Annotated in this window: 16 protein-coding genes; 12 read left to right on the forward strand and 4 right to left on the reverse strand. The window is 65.7% G+C overall.

Annotation, left to right across the window (positions count from 1 at the left end):
- Positions 1-29 precede the first annotated feature (29 nt).
- Entirely contained in the window at positions 30-746 is a 717-nt protein-coding gene (locus tag T8S45_RS06450) for a DUF4197 domain-containing protein (RefSeq protein ID WP_322295086.1), read from the reverse strand.
- Positions 747-818: 72 nt separating this feature from the next.
- On the opposite strand from T8S45_RS06450, the gene T8S45_RS06455 reads away from it, so the two are divergent.
- The 5 genes from T8S45_RS06455 to T8S45_RS06475 all read left to right on the forward strand — a co-directional run bounded on the left by T8S45_RS06455 (position 819) and on the right by T8S45_RS06475 (position 8,446).
- Positions 819-2,987, forward strand: a complete 2,169-nt coding sequence (locus T8S45_RS06455; protein WP_322295087.1) for a primosomal protein N' — start codon at positions 819-821, stop codon at positions 2,985-2,987.
- Between the two features lie 86 nt (positions 2,988-3,073).
- Positions 3,074-4,573: a hypothetical protein gene (locus T8S45_RS06460; protein ID WP_322295088.1), complete on the forward strand. Its 1,500-nt coding sequence runs from the start codon at positions 3,074-3,076 to the stop codon at positions 4,571-4,573.
- 195 nt (positions 4,574-4,768) lie between these two features.
- The gene (locus T8S45_RS06465; protein ID WP_322295089.1) at positions 4,769-6,370 is read left to right on the forward strand and encodes a tetratricopeptide repeat protein; all 1,602 of its coding nucleotides are present in this window, start codon (positions 4,769-4,771) and stop codon (positions 6,368-6,370) included.
- Positions 6,371-6,413: 43 nt separating this feature from the next.
- Entirely contained in the window at positions 6,414-7,988 is a 1,575-nt protein-coding gene (locus tag T8S45_RS06470; RefSeq protein ID WP_322295090.1) for a cryptochrome/photolyase family protein, read from the forward strand.
- Positions 7,989-8,125: 137 nt separating this feature from the next.
- A complete protein-coding gene (locus tag T8S45_RS06475) occupies positions 8,126-8,446 on the forward strand; it encodes a hypothetical protein (RefSeq protein ID WP_188642143.1) in 321 nt (106 codons plus the stop codon).
- Here T8S45_RS06475 and T8S45_RS06480 read toward each other — a convergent pair.
- Positions 8,443-9,474: a bifunctional transcriptional activator/DNA repair enzyme AdaA gene (locus tag T8S45_RS06480; protein WP_322295091.1), complete on the reverse strand. Its 1,032-nt coding sequence runs from the start codon at positions 9,472-9,474 to the stop codon at positions 8,443-8,445. The genes T8S45_RS06475 and T8S45_RS06480 overlap by 4 nt on opposite strands.
- Before the next feature lie 81 nt (positions 9,475-9,555).
- On the opposite strand from T8S45_RS06480, the gene T8S45_RS06485 reads away from it, so the two are divergent.
- From T8S45_RS06485 to T8S45_RS06515, 7 genes are all read left to right on the forward strand, one after another.
- Positions 9,556-11,112 (forward strand): S1C family serine protease, encoded by a 1,557-nt coding sequence (locus T8S45_RS06485; protein WP_322295092.1) that lies wholly within the window; start codon positions 9,556-9,558, stop codon positions 11,110-11,112.
- A 211-nt stretch (positions 11,113-11,323) separates the two neighbouring features.
- A complete protein-coding gene (locus tag T8S45_RS06490) occupies positions 11,324-11,878 on the forward strand; it encodes a F0F1 ATP synthase subunit delta (protein ID WP_322295093.1) in 555 nt (184 codons plus the stop codon).
- A gap of 6 nt (positions 11,879-11,884) precedes the next feature.
- Complete coding sequence (gene atpA / locus T8S45_RS06495) at positions 11,885-13,414, forward strand: F0F1 ATP synthase subunit alpha (RefSeq protein WP_188642147.1); 1,530 nt, start codon at positions 11,885-11,887, stop codon at positions 13,412-13,414.
- Between the two features lie 31 nt (positions 13,415-13,445).
- Positions 13,446-14,336 carry a F0F1 ATP synthase subunit gamma gene (locus tag T8S45_RS06500; RefSeq protein ID WP_322295094.1) on the forward strand — a complete coding sequence of 297 codons (891 nt, stop codon included), beginning with the start codon at positions 13,446-13,448 and terminating at the stop codon, positions 14,334-14,336.
- Positions 14,336-14,722 carry a hypothetical protein gene (locus T8S45_RS06505; protein ID WP_322295095.1) on the forward strand — a complete coding sequence of 129 codons (387 nt, stop codon included), beginning with the start codon at positions 14,336-14,338 and terminating at the stop codon, positions 14,720-14,722. Before T8S45_RS06500 ends, T8S45_RS06505 begins: the two co-directional genes overlap by 1 nt.
- Before the next feature lie 19 nt (positions 14,723-14,741).
- A complete protein-coding gene (gene atpD / locus T8S45_RS06510; RefSeq protein ID WP_188642149.1) occupies positions 14,742-16,199 on the forward strand; it encodes a F0F1 ATP synthase subunit beta in 1,458 nt (485 codons plus the stop codon).
- Between the two features lie 3 nt (positions 16,200-16,202).
- Positions 16,203-16,460 (forward strand): ATP synthase F1 subunit epsilon, encoded by a 258-nt coding sequence (locus T8S45_RS06515; protein WP_188642150.1) that lies wholly within the window; start codon positions 16,203-16,205, stop codon positions 16,458-16,460.
- Between the two features lie 53 nt (positions 16,461-16,513).
- On the opposite strand, the gene T8S45_RS06520 is transcribed toward T8S45_RS06515, so the two are convergent.
- Together T8S45_RS06520 and T8S45_RS06525 are read right to left on the reverse strand one after the other, a co-directional pair.
- On the reverse strand, positions 16,514-17,620 hold the full coding sequence (locus T8S45_RS06520) for an acyltransferase family protein (RefSeq protein ID WP_322295096.1): 1,107 nt from the start codon (positions 17,618-17,620) through the stop codon (positions 16,514-16,516).
- Between the two features lie 34 nt (positions 17,621-17,654).
- Positions 17,655-18,305 (reverse strand): SGNH/GDSL hydrolase family protein, encoded by a 651-nt coding sequence (locus tag T8S45_RS06525; RefSeq protein ID WP_322295097.1) that lies wholly within the window; start codon positions 18,303-18,305, stop codon positions 17,655-17,657.
- Positions 18,306-18,348 lie beyond the last annotated feature (43 nt).

Here is an 18,348-nt window from a genome sequence, read left to right on the forward strand (position 1 = left end):
TCATTCCCACCCCGCAGGGCATGCTTTCGTCAGCGGCGGCCCGCTCCGAACACGCCGATGATCAGCGGATCGTTGGTGGCGTAGGGATCGCGGCGGATCTCGGTCTCCTCGAAGCCGATCTGGCGCCAGATCGCATCGTCGACATCGCGCGAGAAATCGGTCGCAATGCGCGACACGTCGACGCCCACCAGCGCATCGAGCGCGCGGCCGACCAGCGGATCGCTCGCCACACGCATCGCGCCACCGAGCTCGGGGATCATCGCCTCGACCAGCGTCGCGCCCATCGAACTGCGCAGGTAGCTCGTCGCCGCGGTCGGGCCGCCATTGACGAGGTCGACGGCGTTGCGGATGCCGATCGTGCGGACGGCGTCGGTCACCAGCGGGGCGGCGCGTTCGGCGCCTTCATAGGCGATATCGTTGAAGGCGCGCTGGAGCCGGTCCTTGAACACCACCGAGGTGAGGATGCCGGACAGCACGTCGCCGCGCGAGCCGATCACGCCGGGAAGGTCGAGCCGCGCGACCTGGCTGTTCCAGAACCCGTCGTCCGACAAAAGCTGCGCGAAGGCGCGCTCGCTCGAGAGGAACAGGATGCGCTGGATCGCATCGACCAGCCCGAAGCCGCCGAATGCCGAACAGCCCGGCAGCGTCGCCAGGGCGCCGAGGCCGGCACCGCCGACCAGCGTGTTGCGGATGAAGCCGCGGCGCCCGAGCGGTTTGGCGAGCGGCGCGTCCAAAGTCTTTTCCATCGAATCTACTCCCCGAATTCCGGAACACGCGACTGGCGTTCCGTCGTTTGCGACCGATATACCAGAGCGAACATGAACCGCGTCCGTGTCCTCGTCTTCAATGCCGCGCTCGGCGCGCTGGATTATGCCGTGCCCGAAGGCATGCGGGCGGAACCGGGGGCGGTGGTCGAAGTGCCGCTCGGCCCGCGCCGCATCATCGGCGTGGTATGGGAAGAAGAACGTCTCCCGGCGAAGGGCGTTCCGGCCGAGCGGCTGCGGCCGATCCTCGGCGTGCTGCCGGTCCCCCCGCTGGCGGCACCGCTGCGCCGGCTGGTCGAGTGGACAGCGGATTATTACGTCGCGCCAATGAGTTCGGTCGCGCGGATGGTGCTGTCGAGCGGCAATGCGCTGAAGGGCGCGCGCACGATGACCGAGTACCGGCTGGTCGACGGTGCCGAACCGCCGCGCCTGACCCCGCAGCGCAGGAAGGCGCTCGAACGGCTCGACGGCGAACAGGCTACGATCCGCGAACTAGCCGAAATCGCCGAAGTCTCCGAGGGCGTGCTGCGCGGCATGGTCGGCGCGGGTCTGATCGAGCCGGTCGAGGTCGATATCGACCGCCCCTACCGCCCCGCCGATCCCGATTTCGACCAGCCCACGCTCACCGACGACCAGCAGGCCGCTGCGGCGCGCATGATAGAGCTGGTGCGCGCGGGCGAGTTCGCCCCGCTGCTGCTCGACGGGGTGACCGGGTCGGGCAAGACCGAGACCTATTTCGAGGCCGTCGCCGAGGCGATCAGGCTCGAGAAGCAGGTGCTCGTTCTGCTCCCCGAAATCGCGCTGACCGAGAATTTCCTGCGCCGGTTCGAGGATCGCTTCGGTGCCAAGCCGGTGGTGTGGCACTCCTCGCGCAGATCGACCGAGCGGCGGCGGGCGTGGCGTGCGGTCGCCGATGGTGGCGCGCAGGTGGTGATCGGCGCGCGCAGCTCGCTGTTCCTGCCGTTCCGCAATCTCGGCCTGATCGTGGTCGACGAGGCGCACGAAACCTCGTTCAAGCAGGAAGACGGGGTGCGCTACAATGCGCGGGACGTGGCGGTGATCCGCGCGCAGTTGGAAGGCGCACCGGTGGTGCTGGCGAGCGCGACACCGGCGCTCGAATCGATGCACCTTGCGGCCAACGGCACGTACGAAAAGCTCGAACTGCCAAGCCGCTTCGGCGGGGCCACCCTGCCCGACATCGCGGTACTCGACCTGCGCGAAAAACCGCCCGAGCGCGGTCGCTGGATCGCGCCGCCGCTGGTCGAAAAGCTCGAGGAACGGCTCGAGCGCGGCGAGCAGTCGCTGCTGTTCCTCAATCGCCGCGGCTATGCCCCGCTGACGCTGTGCCGCACCTGCGGCTATCGCTTCCAGTGCCCCAATTGCAGCGCCTGGCTGGTCGAGCATCGGCTCTCGCAGCGGCTCGCCTGCCATCATTGCGGCCACGAAGTCCCGCCGCCCGCCGCCTGCCCCGAATGCGGCGAGCCCGACTGCCTCGTCGCCTGCGGCCCCGGGGTCGAGCGGATCGCCGACGAGGTCTCCGAACTGTTCCCCGAGGCGCGCATCGCGCTGGTCACCTCGGACACCCTGACCAGCCCCGAGAAGATCGCCGAATTCGTCGAGAGCGCGGAGGGCGGCGCGATCGACATCATCGTCGGAACGCAATTGGTGACCAAGGGCTACCACTTTCCCGAACTGACGCTGGTGGGCGTGATCGACGCCGACCTCGGGCTCGAGGGCGGGGACCTGCGCGCGGCCGAACGCACCTTCCAGCAGGTCGCGCAGGTCGCAGGCCGCGCCGGACGCGCGAGCAAGCCGGGCGAGGTGCTGATCCAGACCCGCCACCCCGATGCCCCGGTGATCGAAGCGCTCGCCGCCAACGATCGCGATGCCTTTTACGAGGCCGAAACCGAGGCGCGCCGCGATGCGGGCGCCCCGCCCTTCGGCCGCTGGGCCGCGATCATCGTGTCGAGCGAGGACGAGGCCGAGGCGCGCGATGCCGCCCGCGCGCTGGGCTCCCAGCGCCCCGACCATCCCGACATCGCGGTGTTCGGCCCCGCTCCCGCCCCGCTCTCGCTGCTGCGCGGGCGCTACCGCTATCGCTTCCTGATCAACGCCCGGCGCAGTGCGAAGCTGCAACACGCGATCCGCGACTGGGTGGGCGGCTTCCAGTTCGGTCCGGGCGTGCGCGTGGGAATCGATATCGATCCCTACAGCTTCGTCTAGCGAGCGATTGCATCCGTTCCGCCGGGTGGATAGCCTTCCGGCAGGTCGCAGGGGGGAGCAGGATGTCTCGCAGGTTTCTGACAGCAATGGCTGCGCTGCTGGGCGCGCTATTTTCGGCGCAACCCGCATCCGCACAATGGCTTCAAGCCGAAACGCAGAATTTCGTCATCCATGCCGAGCTGGACGAAGAGGAGCTTCGCGACGTCGCGCTGCACATGGAGGAGTTCAACCGGCTGCTCCAGCGCCAGATGCCCGCCCAACTGCGCCCGGGCCGCAAGTTCCATATCTGGCTGGACGGCGGGATGAACCGCATCTCCGGCCTGTTCGGCCACCGCATCTTCAGCGCGGCGCGCGACTGGCACGACCTGCCGGGAGCCTTCGCGCAATACGATCCGGGACAGAACCCGCGATATCGCTACTACCCGCTATATTCCGCCGTCGGCCGGTTCCACCTGTCCAACGGGTTCGTACGCACCCTTCCCTACTGGTTGGCGGACGGCCTGCCGATCTATTTCGCGACCGCCTATGTCGATGAAGGACAGTTCCTGCTGGGAGCGCCCGACAACCCGCGCATGATGAACGAGCCCATGAGCGTCAGCCGGATCGAGGAATTGCTGACCACGCGCCAGAAGCCGGAAAGCTTCGGCAGGTTCAGAACGCTTCAAAGTGCGAACGCCGTGTTCACGAACCTGCTCTTGTCGGATCCTGCCAACGATGCGCTCATCGGCCGGTACCTTGCGCTCTTCAATGCCGGCAAATCGTACGAAGAAGCGATGGCGGTCTTCGGCGACCTTCGACCGCTTACCGTGGACATGCGCAACAAGATGGGCCGCAAGGTCAAGCTGCGGGCGGTTCCGATCGACCCCGAGGCGCCGAAACAGATCTTCATCCGGCCGATGGGGCAGGACGAGGTGGCGCTGATCGTGCCGCGTTTCCGCCGCCTGATCGACGAAGATCGCGAAGACGTGGCGAAGGACCTGCGCAAGCTGACCGAACGGTTTCCCGACAGCGCCGAAACCTGGTATCAATATGCGGCCGCCGAGTTCGCGCTGACCAAGGGCCGCGAACGCGATGGCGAGCCCGCATTCGGCGGGCTGGGCTTTGCCGACAACGTGCTTGTGATCAAGGCGTGGCACTACTCGGACAGGGAGGCATGGGCGGCGGTGAACCGCGCGCTGGCGCTCGATTCCGGTCATTCCCATGCGAACCGCCTGAAGGCCGAGATCATGCTCGCGCGCATGCTGAATGCCGGCGACGGGGACGATGCGGAACAATTCGCCGAGATTCGCGCGCTGCTCGGTACGCTGGTCGAACGGCCGGAGGAGTTCCCCTTCGCCGCCGTGTTCAATTACCAGACCAATATCGAACAGGGCCTACGCGCCCCGCAGGAAGCCTTCGATGCTTTCGGTCGCGCTTTTCTCGGTAGCGCAGGCGTGCGTTCGTTTCGTTATGCCTATGCGGCAGAACTGATCCGCCGAGGCGAACACGCAATCGCCCGTCGCTTGCTCGAATCCTTGCTCAACGATCCGCGCTACAGCGAGGCGGCGCAACGCGCGCTCGACCAGATCCCGGACCCACCGGTCTAAGCGGCGCTGGCCATCGGGATGAACGCCGCCCCGCCTTGCCGCTAGCTGCACCTGCATTGTCGAGCAGGCCGGTTTCGATCCAGTGCCGATTCCTTCGTTTGACCCCTCGGCAGACTTGTCATACGTTTTGCGACAGGGAATCACGGATGGATCGCAGGGGCGATCCGCTTTCCGGATATTTATGGGGACTGGGTCATGCGCATCATCGCATCGTTATTCGCCGCGTTCGCGGTTCTGTTTTCCGCGCCGGCAATGGCGGCGGAATGGTACGTCGTCGATACGAAGCACTTCACGGTGTACACCAAAGACACCAAGAAGAACGCCGAAGAATACGGCAAGGAACTCGAGCGACTGGACGAAGCGCTGAGGATCATCAGCGGCGTCGGCCCGTCCGACGATGATTTTCCCGCTTCGTCCAAGGTGACCGTCTTCCGTTTCGGTGAGACCAGCGACATGGGCAAGTTGCTCGGGCGCCGTGGCGTCGGCGGATTCTTCCGCGGTGACGCGGCCGGCTCGGTCGCCTTCGCCCCCCGCCGTGACGATGTCCGCCGCGAACGTGGTTTCGAGCGCACTGCCGGGGATATTCCGATCAACCCGAAATACATCGTGTTCCACGAATACACGCACTATTTCATGTTCCACCACCGCGATGCGCCCTACCCGCTGTGGTACAGCGAAGGCTTCGCCGAACTGTTCGGCACGATGACCTTCGAAAAGGATCGTTTCGTTATCGGCGACGTACCGCCCGAGCGCAGTATCGCGCTCAAAGTCGTGAATCTCGATCTCGAAGAAATGTTCGCGCCCGGCGAAGAACCGAGCCGCGAATACACCTCGCGGGTCTATGCCCATGGCTGGCTGCTCGCCAGCCTCCTCAACCTGACGCCCGAACGCCGGAGCCAGATCGGCCCCTACCTGATGGCGATCAACGAGGGCGTCGATCCGCTCGAAGCAGCCAAGAACGCATTCGGCGATCTCGACGTGCTGGAAAAGGAACTCGACGACTATCGTGGCGGCGCCGCGAAGGTGCTCAAGGTCCCGTTCCTGACCAAGCAGGATCCCGAAGTCTCGGTACGCCGGATGACCGAGGCCGAGGAAGCGCGGATGGACGTGCTGATCCGTGCCAAGGCCGGTGTCGACGAAGACCAGGCGAAAAAGCAGGTCGATCCCGCGCGCGATCTGGTCTCGCGTTATCCCGAGAGCGTTCCGGTCCTCCTCACCGCGGTCGAAGCCGAATTCGACGCCAAGAACTGGAACGAGGCCGAATCGCTCGCCGAGCGCATCCTCGCCATCGATCCGGACAATGTCGACGCGGCGATCTACTACGCCCGCGTGGCACTGATGCGCGGGTATGAAGACAAGTCGCAGATCGCGGTTGCGCGCGAGCGTTTCGCGAAAGCCAACAACCTTCAGCCCGATCACGCCTATCCGCTCTACGGCTACTACCTGAGCTTTCTCTATTCGGACGAAACGCCCCCGGACGATGCGATCGCTTCGCTCGAGCGCGCCTTCGTGCTGGCCCGGTACGACAATTCGATCCGCAACACGCTCGCCTACCGGCTTGCCAAGGAGGAACGCTATTCGGTGTCGCAGGGCCTCTTGCGGCGCACGCTGATCGGTGCCGGCAAGTATCCGCGCGAGCTTTCGGCCTGCTACACGCTGGCCGAAGCCGGCGACAACGAGCTGCTGCTCGACATGTTGCGCCCGGATCACCCGATGGACGAAAGCGAAAAGGAATGGGACGACAAGTCGGACGAGGAGAAATGGCCTTGCCTGACCAAGGTCGAAGCCGCCGCCTGATCAGATAGTCTGAACCAATCGAGCGGGGCCGCGTTGCGCTTGCATGGCAAGCAGCAGCGACGGCCCCGTTCTCGTTCCCATCCTCGGCGACCAGCTGACGCGCGACCTGGCGAGCCTTCGTGGGCGGACCAAGGATGACACGGTCGTCCTGATGATGGAGGTATGGGACGAGGCAACCTACGTCAGGCATCACAAGCAGAAGATCGTGCTGGTCTTCTCCGCCATGCGCCACTTCGCCGAGGAACTGCGCGATGCCGGGTGGACGGTCGACTATGTGAAGCTCGACGACGATGGCAATTCCGGCAGCTTCACCGGCGAGCTCGCACGCGCGATCGAGGAGCATGATCCACGCCTCGTCAGCGTGGTCGAGGCCGGCGAATGGCGCGTGCGGCAGGACATGGAGCAATGGGCCGACAAGTTCGCCTGCGCAGTCGAGATCCTGCGCGACGATCGCTTCGTTTGCAGCCAGGCCGAGTTCGATGCTTGGGCCGAGGATCGCAAGGAGCTCCGGATGGAGTTCTTCTATCGCGAGATGCGGCGGAAGACCGGGCTGCTGATTGACGATGACGGCAAGCCCGAAGGCGGCGAATGGAATTACGACAGCGAGAACCGCAAGCCGCCCAAAGAGGGGCTCGCCGCGCCCGAGCGGCCCAAGTTCGAGCCCGACGCTATCACGCAGGAAGTTATCGCCCTGGTCGAAGACCGTTTCGGCGATCACTTCGGATCATTGGAAAAGTTCGAGTGGCCCGTCACCCGTGACGAGGTCGAGAGAGCCGCCGATGCCTTCTTCGCCGAGCGGATCGAGTGCTTCGGTCCCTACCAGGACGCGATGGTCGCGGGGGAAAACGACCTCTTCCACTCGATGCTCTCGACCAGCATCAACCAGGGCCTGCTCGACCCGCTCGACCTCTGCCGCCGCGCCGAACAGGCGTACAGGGACGCCAATGCGCCGCTCAATTCGGTCGAGGGCTTCATCCGCCAGATCATCGGCTGGCGTGAATATGTGCGCGGTTTCTATTTCCACCAGATGCCGCACCTGCAGAAGGCAAACGCCCTGAACGCACAGCGCGGCTTGCCCGAATTCTACTGGACCGGCGAGACCGACATGGCCTGCATGGCCGACTGTATCCGCTCGACCCGCGACAACGCGCATGCGCACCACATCCAGCGGCTGATGGTGCTCGGCAATTTCGCGCTGCTCGCCGGGATTTCCCCGCGCGAAGTGCAGGACTGGTTCCTGGTGGTCTACGCCGACGCTTACGAATGGGTCGAGCTACCCAACGTCTCGGCCATGATCCTCTATGCCGATGGCGGCAAGCTCGCCTCCAAGCCGTATGCGGCCTCCGGTAATTACATCAACAAGATGAGCAATTACTGCTCGGGCTGCGCCTACTCGCCGAACAAGAAGACCGGCGACGGTGCCTGCCCGTTCAACCCGCTCTACTGGCACTTCATGGACCGCCACCGCGACCGGCTCGAAAAGAACCACCGCATCGGCCGGATCTACGCGACCTGGGACCGGATGGGCGAGGACCGCCAGCGCGAATATCTCACCAGCGCCGAGGCGTTCCTCGACACGCTCGAACCGGCGCGCGAGGGCTGGGCGCGCGCGGACTGACAAGCCCGGTCTTCGTGGCGGCCCGCGCTCGCGACCCGTCCGCACGCTTGCAAAGGTTAACCGGAACAAGGCGTTAGCCTTAACGTAGTCTAGGCATCCGGCACATAGGTGCCATCCCCTCCCCCAGGAGAGCCCCGATGAAAAAGACGTTTGTACCCGCCACCCTCGCCGCCACCCTTCTGCTCGGCGGTTGCGCCGGGCTCGGCGGGCTGCTCGACCCCGTGCTCGGCAACGACCGCTACGACGACCGCAATCTGAGCCAGTTCGAACGCGCCGCGGTCGAGGCCTGCGGGCGCGAGGCGTCGCGTTATGGCCGGGTCCAGGTCACAGATGCGCGCCAGTCCGATCGCGAATACGTTCAGGTCCGCGGCCGCATCGACACGCGCGATCGCCGCAACGACGAATTCTACTGCGTCTTCCGCAATGACGGCCGGATCGTCGAATTCCGCGTCAGCTAGGCTTTTCCGCCGGCCTCGCGCCGCAATAGCTCCGCCTTGATTTCGGTGCCGTAGGCATAGCCCCCGAGCCCGCCATCGGCGGCGATCACGCGGTGGCACGGGATCAGCACGGCGATGTTGTTCGCCCCGTTGGCCCCGCCCACCGCGCGGCTGGCCTTCGGCTTGCCGAGCGCGGCGGCGAGTTCGCCGTAGCTACGGGTCTCGCCCGGCGGGATATCGCACAGCGCCTGCCAGACGCGCTGCTGGAAGGCGGTGCCCTTCACATCGAGCGGGATGTCGCCGCCGGTGCCCGGGCGTTCGACCGCTGCGGTGACTCGTTCGAACAGGTCGCGAAATGCCTCGCCCCCTTCGACTAGCTCGGCGTTAGGAAAGCGGGCGCGCAATTCGTCCTCGCCTTCCTCGAAGCTGAGGCAGCACACGCCGGTTTCGGTCGCGGCGACCAGCATCGCGCCGAGGCTCGTATCGACCACGGTCCAGTGGATCGTGCGCCCCTTGCCGCCATCGCGCCATTCGCTCGCGCTCATGCCCAGTTTCCCTTTCGAATCGTCGTAGAAGCGGCTCGGCGCTTCGTAGCCGGCGTCGTAGATCGCATCGGAAACCCGCGCCGAGCCGCCCAGCGCATCCTTCGCCCGCTCCTCGCGCAGCGCGCGGGCATAGGCCGAGGGCGAAAGCCCTGTCGCGCGCTTGAACACGCGCTGGAAATGGCTCGCCGAATAGCCGGTCAGCACCGCGAGTTCGCCCAGTGTCGGCTTGCCTTCGGAGGCCTTGATCTCGTCGATCGCCGCCGCAACCGCCGCCTCGTCGCGCGTGACGTCGTCGGGGAGGCAGCGCTTGCAGGCGCGCAGCCCCGCATCGCGCGCTTCCGCCCCGCTGGCGAAAAAGCGCACATTGGCGCGCGCCGGGTGCCGCGCCGCGCAGCTCGGGCGGCAGTAGATGCCGGTGGTCAGCACGCCGGTCACGAAGCGTCCGTCGAAGGCGCGGTCGCGGCGGAGCACGGCGTTCCAGCGAATGTCGTCGTCGATCCTCATGCGTCCTTCCTAGCGCGGTGGCGGATAGCGCGCATCCCGAAGCTTGCGGTCAAAAGACGCTCCCCATAGACAGGCGACAACATGACCCGGCTCATCCTCGCAATCGCGGTCCTGCTGACCGCCCTTCATCCCACCGCTGCGCAGGCCGACCAGGCCGATATCAACGCCGCCGCGCGATCGGTGGTGCGCGTGGTCGTGGTTGCCGACGATGGCGACACGGTCGAGATCGTCGGCCACGGTTCGGGCATCGTCGTGTCGCGCGACCTCGTGCTGACCAATGCCCATGTGATCGCGCCGCTGGCCGAGGACAGCGACCTCCGGCTCGGCGTGATCCCGAGCCAGGGCAAGACCGGCTACTTCGCCCGCGTCCAGCGTTTCGCCCCGCGGGTCGACCTCGCGCTGATCAAGCTGACCGAGGAAGGCAGACTGGTGCCGATGACCTTCACTCCCGGCGCGGTACCCGACGGGGCCGAAGTCTTCGCGATCGGCTACCCAGCCAATGTCGATATCGCGCAGGGGCTGGATTTCGGCGACCTCATTTCGCCGATCTCGCCGGTCAAGACGCGCGGCAACGTCTCGGGCGGGCGATCGTCCAAACGTTTCGAGACGATCCTCCACACCGCCGCGATCGGTGGCGGCAACAGTGGCGGCCCGCTGGTCGACGGCTGCGGCCGTGTGATCGGGGTGAACAGCTTCGGTACCTTGTCGGACGGCTCGGACAGCGAATTCTTCTTCGCCGTGTCGGTGCGCGAAGTCCTCGAATTCCTGCGCGAGGCCGACGTGCAGCCGCGCCTCTCCTCCGCGCCCTGTCGCAGCCTCGAGGATTTCGACGAGGACGAGGCCGAGCGCGCCGCTGCGGCCGAGCGCCGCCGCGATGCCGCGCGCCGCGCCGCCGAGAGCGAGCGTACCCGCGCGATGATCCGCGCCGAACGCCGCGCGCAGCTCGAAGTGATGGCCGAACGCGAGAACGGCATGGCGCTCGCCGCGGTCCTGCTGCTGCTCGCCTTCGCCGCCGGCGGCGGTTCGGCCTGGCTCGTCGCTTCGGGGGCGAAGCGCGAATACGCGATCGGAGCCGGTGCCGCCTCGGCCTTCGTGTTGCTCGGCAGCCTGCTCGCGTGGTTCTCGCGCCCCGAGATCACCGACATCGAGGCGCGTGCCGAAGCGATGCTGCCCGAATCGGCCGGAGCCTCGGCCGAAGAGCCCGAGGACGGGACGATCGTCGCGGGCGATCTCATCTGCACGCTCGATCCCGCGCGCAGCCGGGTGACCGTCTCGGGTGGCGGAGACTTCGCCTTCGCCTGGGCCGAGGACGGCTGCGTCTCCGAACGCACCCAGTATGCCCGTGCCGACGACGGCCAGTGGAGCCGCGTGCTGGTGCCCAACGAGGACGATACCGTCGCCGTTAACCGCTACGATCCCGACACCGGCATCTTCCTCACCGAACGCTATCTTCTCCCGCTGTCGACGATGCAGCAGGCGCGCGAGGCGCGCGGCGAGTATTCGGCCCCCAAATGCGACGCGGGCGAGGACAAGGTGCTCGAACTCGGCTCGAACCAGCAGACGATCCTCGACCTGCTCCCTGCGCGCCCGAACGAGCGGCTGGTCTATCGCTGCGAAGTGAGCGCCGCGGCCGACTGACCGGACGCACGACAGGAATCGCAAAGCCGGCATCCATCCTGGCGCATTTATCGTGCGAATTGGCGTGCGATCTTCCCGGATACGGGCCAGCGTCTTGCAAAGAATCGGGAGTGTTGCTAGGCGCGCGCCAGCCTTGCCGGGGTGCACCCTCCGCACGATAGATTCGGCCTGGCGTCGCACTTATTTTCCGGCCCCGAGAGGACCATACCGCGTGGAGATTTCCGCCGCACTCAAGGCCAGCCTGGCAGGGCGCTATGCGTCCGCGCTGTTCGACCTGGCATCCGAAGCGGGCACCGTGACCGCGGTCGAAACCGACCTCGAGAAAATCGAGGCCGCGCTCGACCAGTCGCCCGAATTCGCTTCGCTGACGACAAGCCCCAAGGTTTCGCGCCGCGAAGCCGAAGTGGCGCTGCGCAATATCGCGCCGCTGCTCGGCATTTCGGAGCTGACGCAGAGCTTCCTCGGCACGCTGGCGGAAAACCGCCGCCTGTCGAAGCTGCCCGAGATGATCCGCGCCTTTCGCGCGATCGCCGCCGGCCAGCGCGGTGAAGTCTCGGCCGAAGTCACCAGCGCCCATGCGCTGACCGACGCGCAGGTCGCCGAACTGCAGAAGAAGCTGACCGCGCGCGAAGGCCGCACGGTCAAGCTCGATACCCGAATCGACCCCGACCTCCTCGGCGGGCTCGTCGTCACCATCGGATCGAAGCGTATCGACGGCTCGATCCGCACCCGCCTCAACTCTCTTGCTCAAGCCATGAAGGGCTAAACAGTCATGGACATTCGCGCCGCAGAAATTTCCAAGGTCATCAAGGACCAGATCGCCAATTTCGGCACCGAAGCCGAAGTCAGCGAAACCGGCACCGTTCTGAACGTCGGTGACGGCATCGCCCGCATCCACGGCCTCGACAAGGTCCAGGCCGGCGAGATGGTCGAATTCGCCAACGGCGTTCAGGGCATGGCGCTGAACCTCGAAGCCGACAATGTCGGCGTGGTGATCTTCGGCTCGGACGCCGAGATCAAGGAAGGCGACACCGTCAAGCGCACCCAGACCATCGTCGACGTCCCCGTCGGCAAGGGCCTGCTGGGCCGCGTGGTCGACGCGCTGGGCAACCCGATCGACGGCAAGGGCCCGATCGAATCGACCGAGCGTCGCCGCGTCGAAGTGAAGGCGCCGGGCATCATCCCGCGCGAATCGGTTTCCGAACCGGTGCAGTCGGGCCTCAAGGCGATCGACGCGCTCGTTCCCGTCGGCCGCGGCCAGCGCGAACTGATCATCGGCGACCGCCAGACCGGCAAGTCCGCCGTCGCGATCGACACCTTCATCAACCAGAAGGACGCGCACCAGGGCGACGACGAGAAGAAGAAGCTCTACTGCATCTACGTCGCCGTCGGCCAGAAGCGCTCGACCGTCGCGCAGATCGTCAAGTCGCTCGAAGAAAACGGCGCGATGGAATACTCGATCGTCGTCGCCGCGACCGCTTCGGAGCCCGCTCCGCTGCAGTACCTCGCACCCTATACCGGGTGCGCGATGGGCGAATTCTTCCGCGACAACGGCATGCACGCCTGCATCGTCTACGACGACCTTTCGAAGCAGGCCGTTGCCTACCGCCAGATGTCGCTGCTGCTGCGCCGCCCGCCGGGCCGCGAGGCCTATCCGGGCGACGTGTTCTACCTCCACAGCCGCCTGCTCGAGCGCGCGGCGAAGATGAACAAGGCCGAAGGCGGCGGTTCGCTGACCGCGCTGCCAATCATCGAAACGCAGGCGGGCGACGTGTCGGCCTACATCCCGACCAACGTGATCTCGATCACCGACGGCCAGATCTTCCTCGAAACCGACCTGTTCTACCAGGGCATCCGTCCGGCGATTAACGTCGGCCTGTCGGTGTCGCGTGTGGGCGGTGCCGCCCAGACCAAGGCGATGAAAAAGGTCTCGGGCTCGATGAAGCTCGACCTCGCGCAGTATCGCGAAATGGCCGCCTTCGCGCAGTTCGGTTCGGACCTCGACGCTTCGACGCAGAAGCTGCTCAACCGCGGTGCGCGCCTGACCGAGCTGCTCAAGCAGCCGCAGTTCTCGCCGATGCCGTTCGAAGAGCAGACCGTGTCGATCTTCGCAGGCACCAACGGTTACCTCGACAGCGTCGATACCAACCGCGTGACCGAATACGAAAGCGCGATGCTCAGCTTCATGCGCAACGAACACGCCGATGTGCTGGAAGAGATCCGCACCACCGGCAAGTTCGAAGACGACACCAAGAACAAGGTCGTCGCCGCGCTGGACAAGTTCGCCAAGCAGTTCGCCTAAGACCCGCGAGAACACGAGATAGGGAGCCGAAATGGCTAGCCTGAAAGAACTCAAGGGCCGGATCAACTCGGTCAAGTCGACCCAGAAGATCACCAAGGCCAAGCAGATGGTCGCGGCAGCCAAGCTGCGCCGTGCGCAGGAGCGTGCCGAAGCCGCGCGCCCGTATGCCCAGCGCCTGTCGGGCGTGATGGCATCGCTCGCTTCGAAGGTGAGCGGCGACGGTGCGCCCAAGCTGCTCGCCGGTAGCGGCAGCAACCAGCGTCACCTGCTGGTCGTGGTCAACACCGACAAGGGCCTGTGCGGCGGCTTGAACGCGAACATCGTCAAGGCCGCCAAGGTCAAGGCGCGCGCGCTGCTGGCCGAGGGCAAGGACGTCCAGTTCTATCTCGTCGGCAAGAAGGGCCGCGCTCCGATCAAGCGCGACTACGCCGACCGGATCGAGAAGCACTTCGACACCGCCGACGTGAAGACCCCCGGCTTCGACGAAGCCGAAGCGATCGCCGACGACCTTCTCGAACGCTTCGACAACGGCGAATTCGACTTCGCGCACCTCGTCTACCCGATCTTCCAGTCGGCGCTGACGCAGGACCCGACGGTCGACCAGCTGATCCCGGTCCCGACTCCCGAAGTCGACGCCGATCCCAAGGACGTGGCGAGCACCGGCGAGGCGATCGTCGAATACGAGCCCGACGAGGAAGCGATCCTCGAAGAGCTCCTGCCGCGCTACATCAAGACGCAGCTGTTCGGCTCGCTGCTCGAACGCGAAGCTTCCGAACAGGGCGCGTCGATGACCGCGATGGACAACGCCACGCGCAATGCCGGCGAGCTGATCGACAAGCTTACCATCCAGTACAACCGCAGCCGCCAGGCCGCGATCACCACCGAACTCATCGAAATTATCGCGGGCGCGGAGGCGCTGTGATGCGAGTATTAATTTCTTTCGCGGCCCTCGCCCTGCTCACCGCGTGCGGAGAATCCGCGCCCGATGATGCCGTGAGCGACGATACGGCGAGCGTGGTGCCGCCGGTCGGCGAAATGTCGCCGGCTGCACCCGAAAGCCTTGGCGACACCGCCGAGCTGGAAGCAGACGAAAACGTTCCGAGCCTTGCCGAGGTGCAATATGCCTTGAGGCAGTGCGCCTATGAGCGCGATGTGATCGACGCTGACTGCTCGGCGACCGGCGAAGGAACCGAATTTACCTGTCGCTACACGCTCGATGGCGACACGACCGAACGAGAAGCGTTCATCGCCGCCGACGGCGATACCTACACTTTGATCGATATCCCCGAAGACTGCCCGGTGCAGTAAAGGCATAGGAAGCACAGCAATGGCCACCGCCCCCGTAATGAACCAGACCACCAACGGCACGATCAGCCAGGTTATCGGCGCCGTCGTCGACGTGTCGTTCCCCGGCGAACTGCCGGCGATCCTCTCGGCACTCGAAACCAAGAACGGTGACCAGACGCTGGTCCTCGAAGTCGCGCAGCACCTCGGCGAGAACCAGGTCCGCACCATCGCGATGGACTCGACCGAAGGCCTCACCCGCGGCCAGGAAGTCGTCGCCACCGGTTCGCAGATCTCGGTCCCCGTAGGTCCGAAGACGCTCGGCCGCATCATGAACGTCGTCGGCGAACCGATCGACGAGCTCGGCCCGATCGGTGCCGAACAGACCGCCCCGATCCACGCCGAGGCCCCGGCCTTCGTCGACCAGTCGACCGACGCCGCGATCCTCGTCACCGGCATCAAGGTGATCGACCTCCTCGCCCCCTACGCCAAGGGCGGCAAGATCGGCCTGTTCGGCGGCGCCGGCGTCGGCAAGACCGTGCTGATCCAGGAGCTCATCAACAACATCGCCAAGGGCCACGGCGGCGTGTCCGTCTTCGCCGGCGTTGGTGAGCGTACCCGCGAGGGCAACGACCTCTACCACGAATTCCTCGACGCGGGCGTCATCGCCAAGAACGATGAAGGCCAGGCGATCTCCGAGGGTTCGAAGGTGGCGCTGGTGTTCGGCCAGATGAACGAACCGCCGGGCGCGCGTGCCCGCGTCGCGCTGTCGGGCCTGACCATGGCCGAATATTTCCGCGACCAGGAAGGCCAGGACGTCCTGTTCTTCGTCGACAACATCTTCCGCTTCACGCAGGCGGGTTCGGAAGTTTCGGCGCTGCTCGGCCGCATCCCGTCGGCGGTGGGCTACCAGCCGACCCTGTCGACCGACATGGGCAACCTGCAGGAACGCATCACCTCGACCACCAAGGGCTCGATCACCTCGGTGCAGGCGATCTACGTCCCCGCGGACGACCTTACCGACCCCGCGCCCGCGACCTCGTTCGCGCACTTGGACGCGACCACCAACCTCAACCGTGCGATTTCGGAACTGGGCATCTACCCGGCAGTCGACCCGCTCGACTCGACCTCGCGCGTGCTCGAACCGCGCATCGTCGGCGAAGAGCACTACAACACCGCGCGCCGGGTCCAGGAAACGCTGCAGAAGTACAAGAGCCTGCAGGACATCATCGCCATTCTCGGCATGGACGAGCTTTCCGAAGAAGATAAGCTGACCGTGGCCCGCGCCCGCAAGATCCAGCGCTTCCTCTCGCAGCCGTTCCACGTCGCCGAGGTGTTCACCAACATCCCGGGCCAGTTCGTCCAGCTCGAAGACACGGTGAAGTCGTTCAAGGCCGTCGTCGACGGCGAATACGACCACCTGCCCGAAGCCGCCTTCTACATGGTCGGCGGGATCGACCAGGCGGTCGAAAAGGCCAAGAAGCTGGCCGAGGACGCCTAAGACATGGCCCTGCATTTCGAACTCGTCACGCCGGCCAAGCTGGTCCGCTCCGAAGATGTCCACATGGTGGTCGTCCCCGGTGCGGAAGGCGAGTTCGGCGTGCTCGAAGGCCACGCGCCCTTCATGTCGACGATCCGCGACGGCAAGGTCCAGGTCTACAAGACCGAGGGCGCTGCGCCTGAAGAGATCGAAGTCCGCGGCGGTTTCGCCGAGGTCGGCGACAAGGGCCTGACGGTGCTCGCGGAGCACGTCGAGGGCTGATCGTTCTCACATCGAATTCTTGAAAGGGCGGCCTTGTGGTCGCCCTTTTTCGTTCAGGCTGGCACGACCGGCACGCGCGGTTCGAGCTTGCGGGTCATCCAGCGCCGGATATCGCGGCTGCGATGTTCGGTGACGGTGGCGATCAGCGCGCAAGTGCCGGCCACCCCGCCCGCCAGCGCCGCGAAACCCATCACGCTGTCGCTGACACCGATCCCATGGGCCGAGAGTGCCGAGATGATCGGCCAGTGGAAGATGTAGAGCGAGAAGGAAAAGCCCGCGAGCCAGTCGATCGGGCGCTTGATCCGCTCGAGCCTCGCCTGCCCTGCATCGGCGAAGGGACGTGCGGCGACGAACAGGAGCGCGATCCCGATCGCGAACAGATAGTCGGACACGAAATAGTGCGAGTATTTCAGATCGTAGCCGAACGATTTGTGGAACAGTCCGACCGGGGTCGTGATTGCCCGCGCGAATTCACTGGCAAGCAGCATCGCGATCACCCCGACTATCGCGAGCCGGATGGCACGCTCCTTGGTCAGGTCGGGCTTGGGCCGGTAGCGCGCGAGAGCGGCACCTAGCAGCCAGATCGGCAGCATCAGCAGGATCCGCCAACCCGCAATGAAGCCAAGCAGCACGACGAACGCGATCCGGGTCCTTCCCTTCAGGAAAAACCCCGCAGCGAAGATCGCGTAGAACCAGACTTCGTAGACCAGCGACCAGTAGGGCGGGTTCCAGACCGGCCCGGCCTCTGCCGCCCCGCTCTCGCTGAGGAAGATGGCCGGCAAGAGGAGCGACGAGGCGGTCAAGTCGTCATACGGCGCCGGTGCCTCGCTGGGCACAAGCCCCTGCGCGCTCACCGCCATGTAGAGGAGCGCGCCGAATGCCAGCGCGGTCAGCGAGACCGGGAGGATCCGCGCCGCACGCGCGATCGCGTAGTCCTTCAGCGTTCCCGGACGGGCATGAACCGAATGCGCGATCACGAGCCCCGACAGCACGAAGAACACGATCACCGCATTGTGCTGCATCAGGTCCGAGAACGGGAACGGGCCGGTGTATATGCCCATCTGCACCATGTGACCGACCAGCACGACCAGCGCCGCGCCGCCGCGGACGGCGTCGAGCACGATCGACATGGCGGGCGTGATGAACGGTGCGCGTTCCATCGCCCCCGATTGCACGAACGCGGTTGAATTCGGGTTAATCGGCCCGCGTCGCGGAACCGAAGGCAAGCATCCGGGCATAGTCGCGCGAAACCCCGGGCACAAAATGGACGCCGTCGTGGGTGAAGCCGCTTGGCAGGTCGGGAGCAGAGATAAGCTGCACCCTCCCCTGCGCGGCCAGCTCGCGGAGATGGGCGGTGATCTCCGCTACCGCCTGGATGTCGTAATTCGCGCCCGCAGGCTCGACGTCCGGTTCGGCGGGCCAGACCTCGGCGAAGCGCAGATCGGGCCGCGCGCATTGATCGGCGATGCGATCAAATGCGCCGCGCGTCGCCGCGAGATCGAGTTCGTCGGGTTTGGTGTCGTTGATCCCGAGCGCGATTGTGACCCGCGCGGAAGAAATCGCGCACACCACACCGCTGAGCCGTTCGAGATCGCGGCTGGTGGCGCTGGGATAGCCCGCGAACAGCGCGCCCTGAGGTTCGTCGGCCAGTTCGATCCGGCTGTCGCCGATCACGGTGGTCGCGGCGAAGGGGGCGCGCAGCAGCGTTTCGGCCGTCGTCAGCACCTCGGCCAGTCCCGGCCGAAAAGGAAGGATGATCCACGCGGAGAATGCCAGCACGAGCGCCGCAAGGCTCACGACAAGCCAGCCAACCAGGTTGAGGAATTTGCGAAGCGGCATGATCATGGCGACAGTGCTGATAGCAGTCGGGTTTCACCAATTCGTGAAC

The sequence above is a fragment of the Pseudoblastomonas marina genome (assembly GCF_034374265.1).
Taxonomy (GTDB): domain Bacteria; phylum Pseudomonadota; class Alphaproteobacteria; order Sphingomonadales; family Sphingomonadaceae; genus Alteriqipengyuania_A; species Alteriqipengyuania_A marina.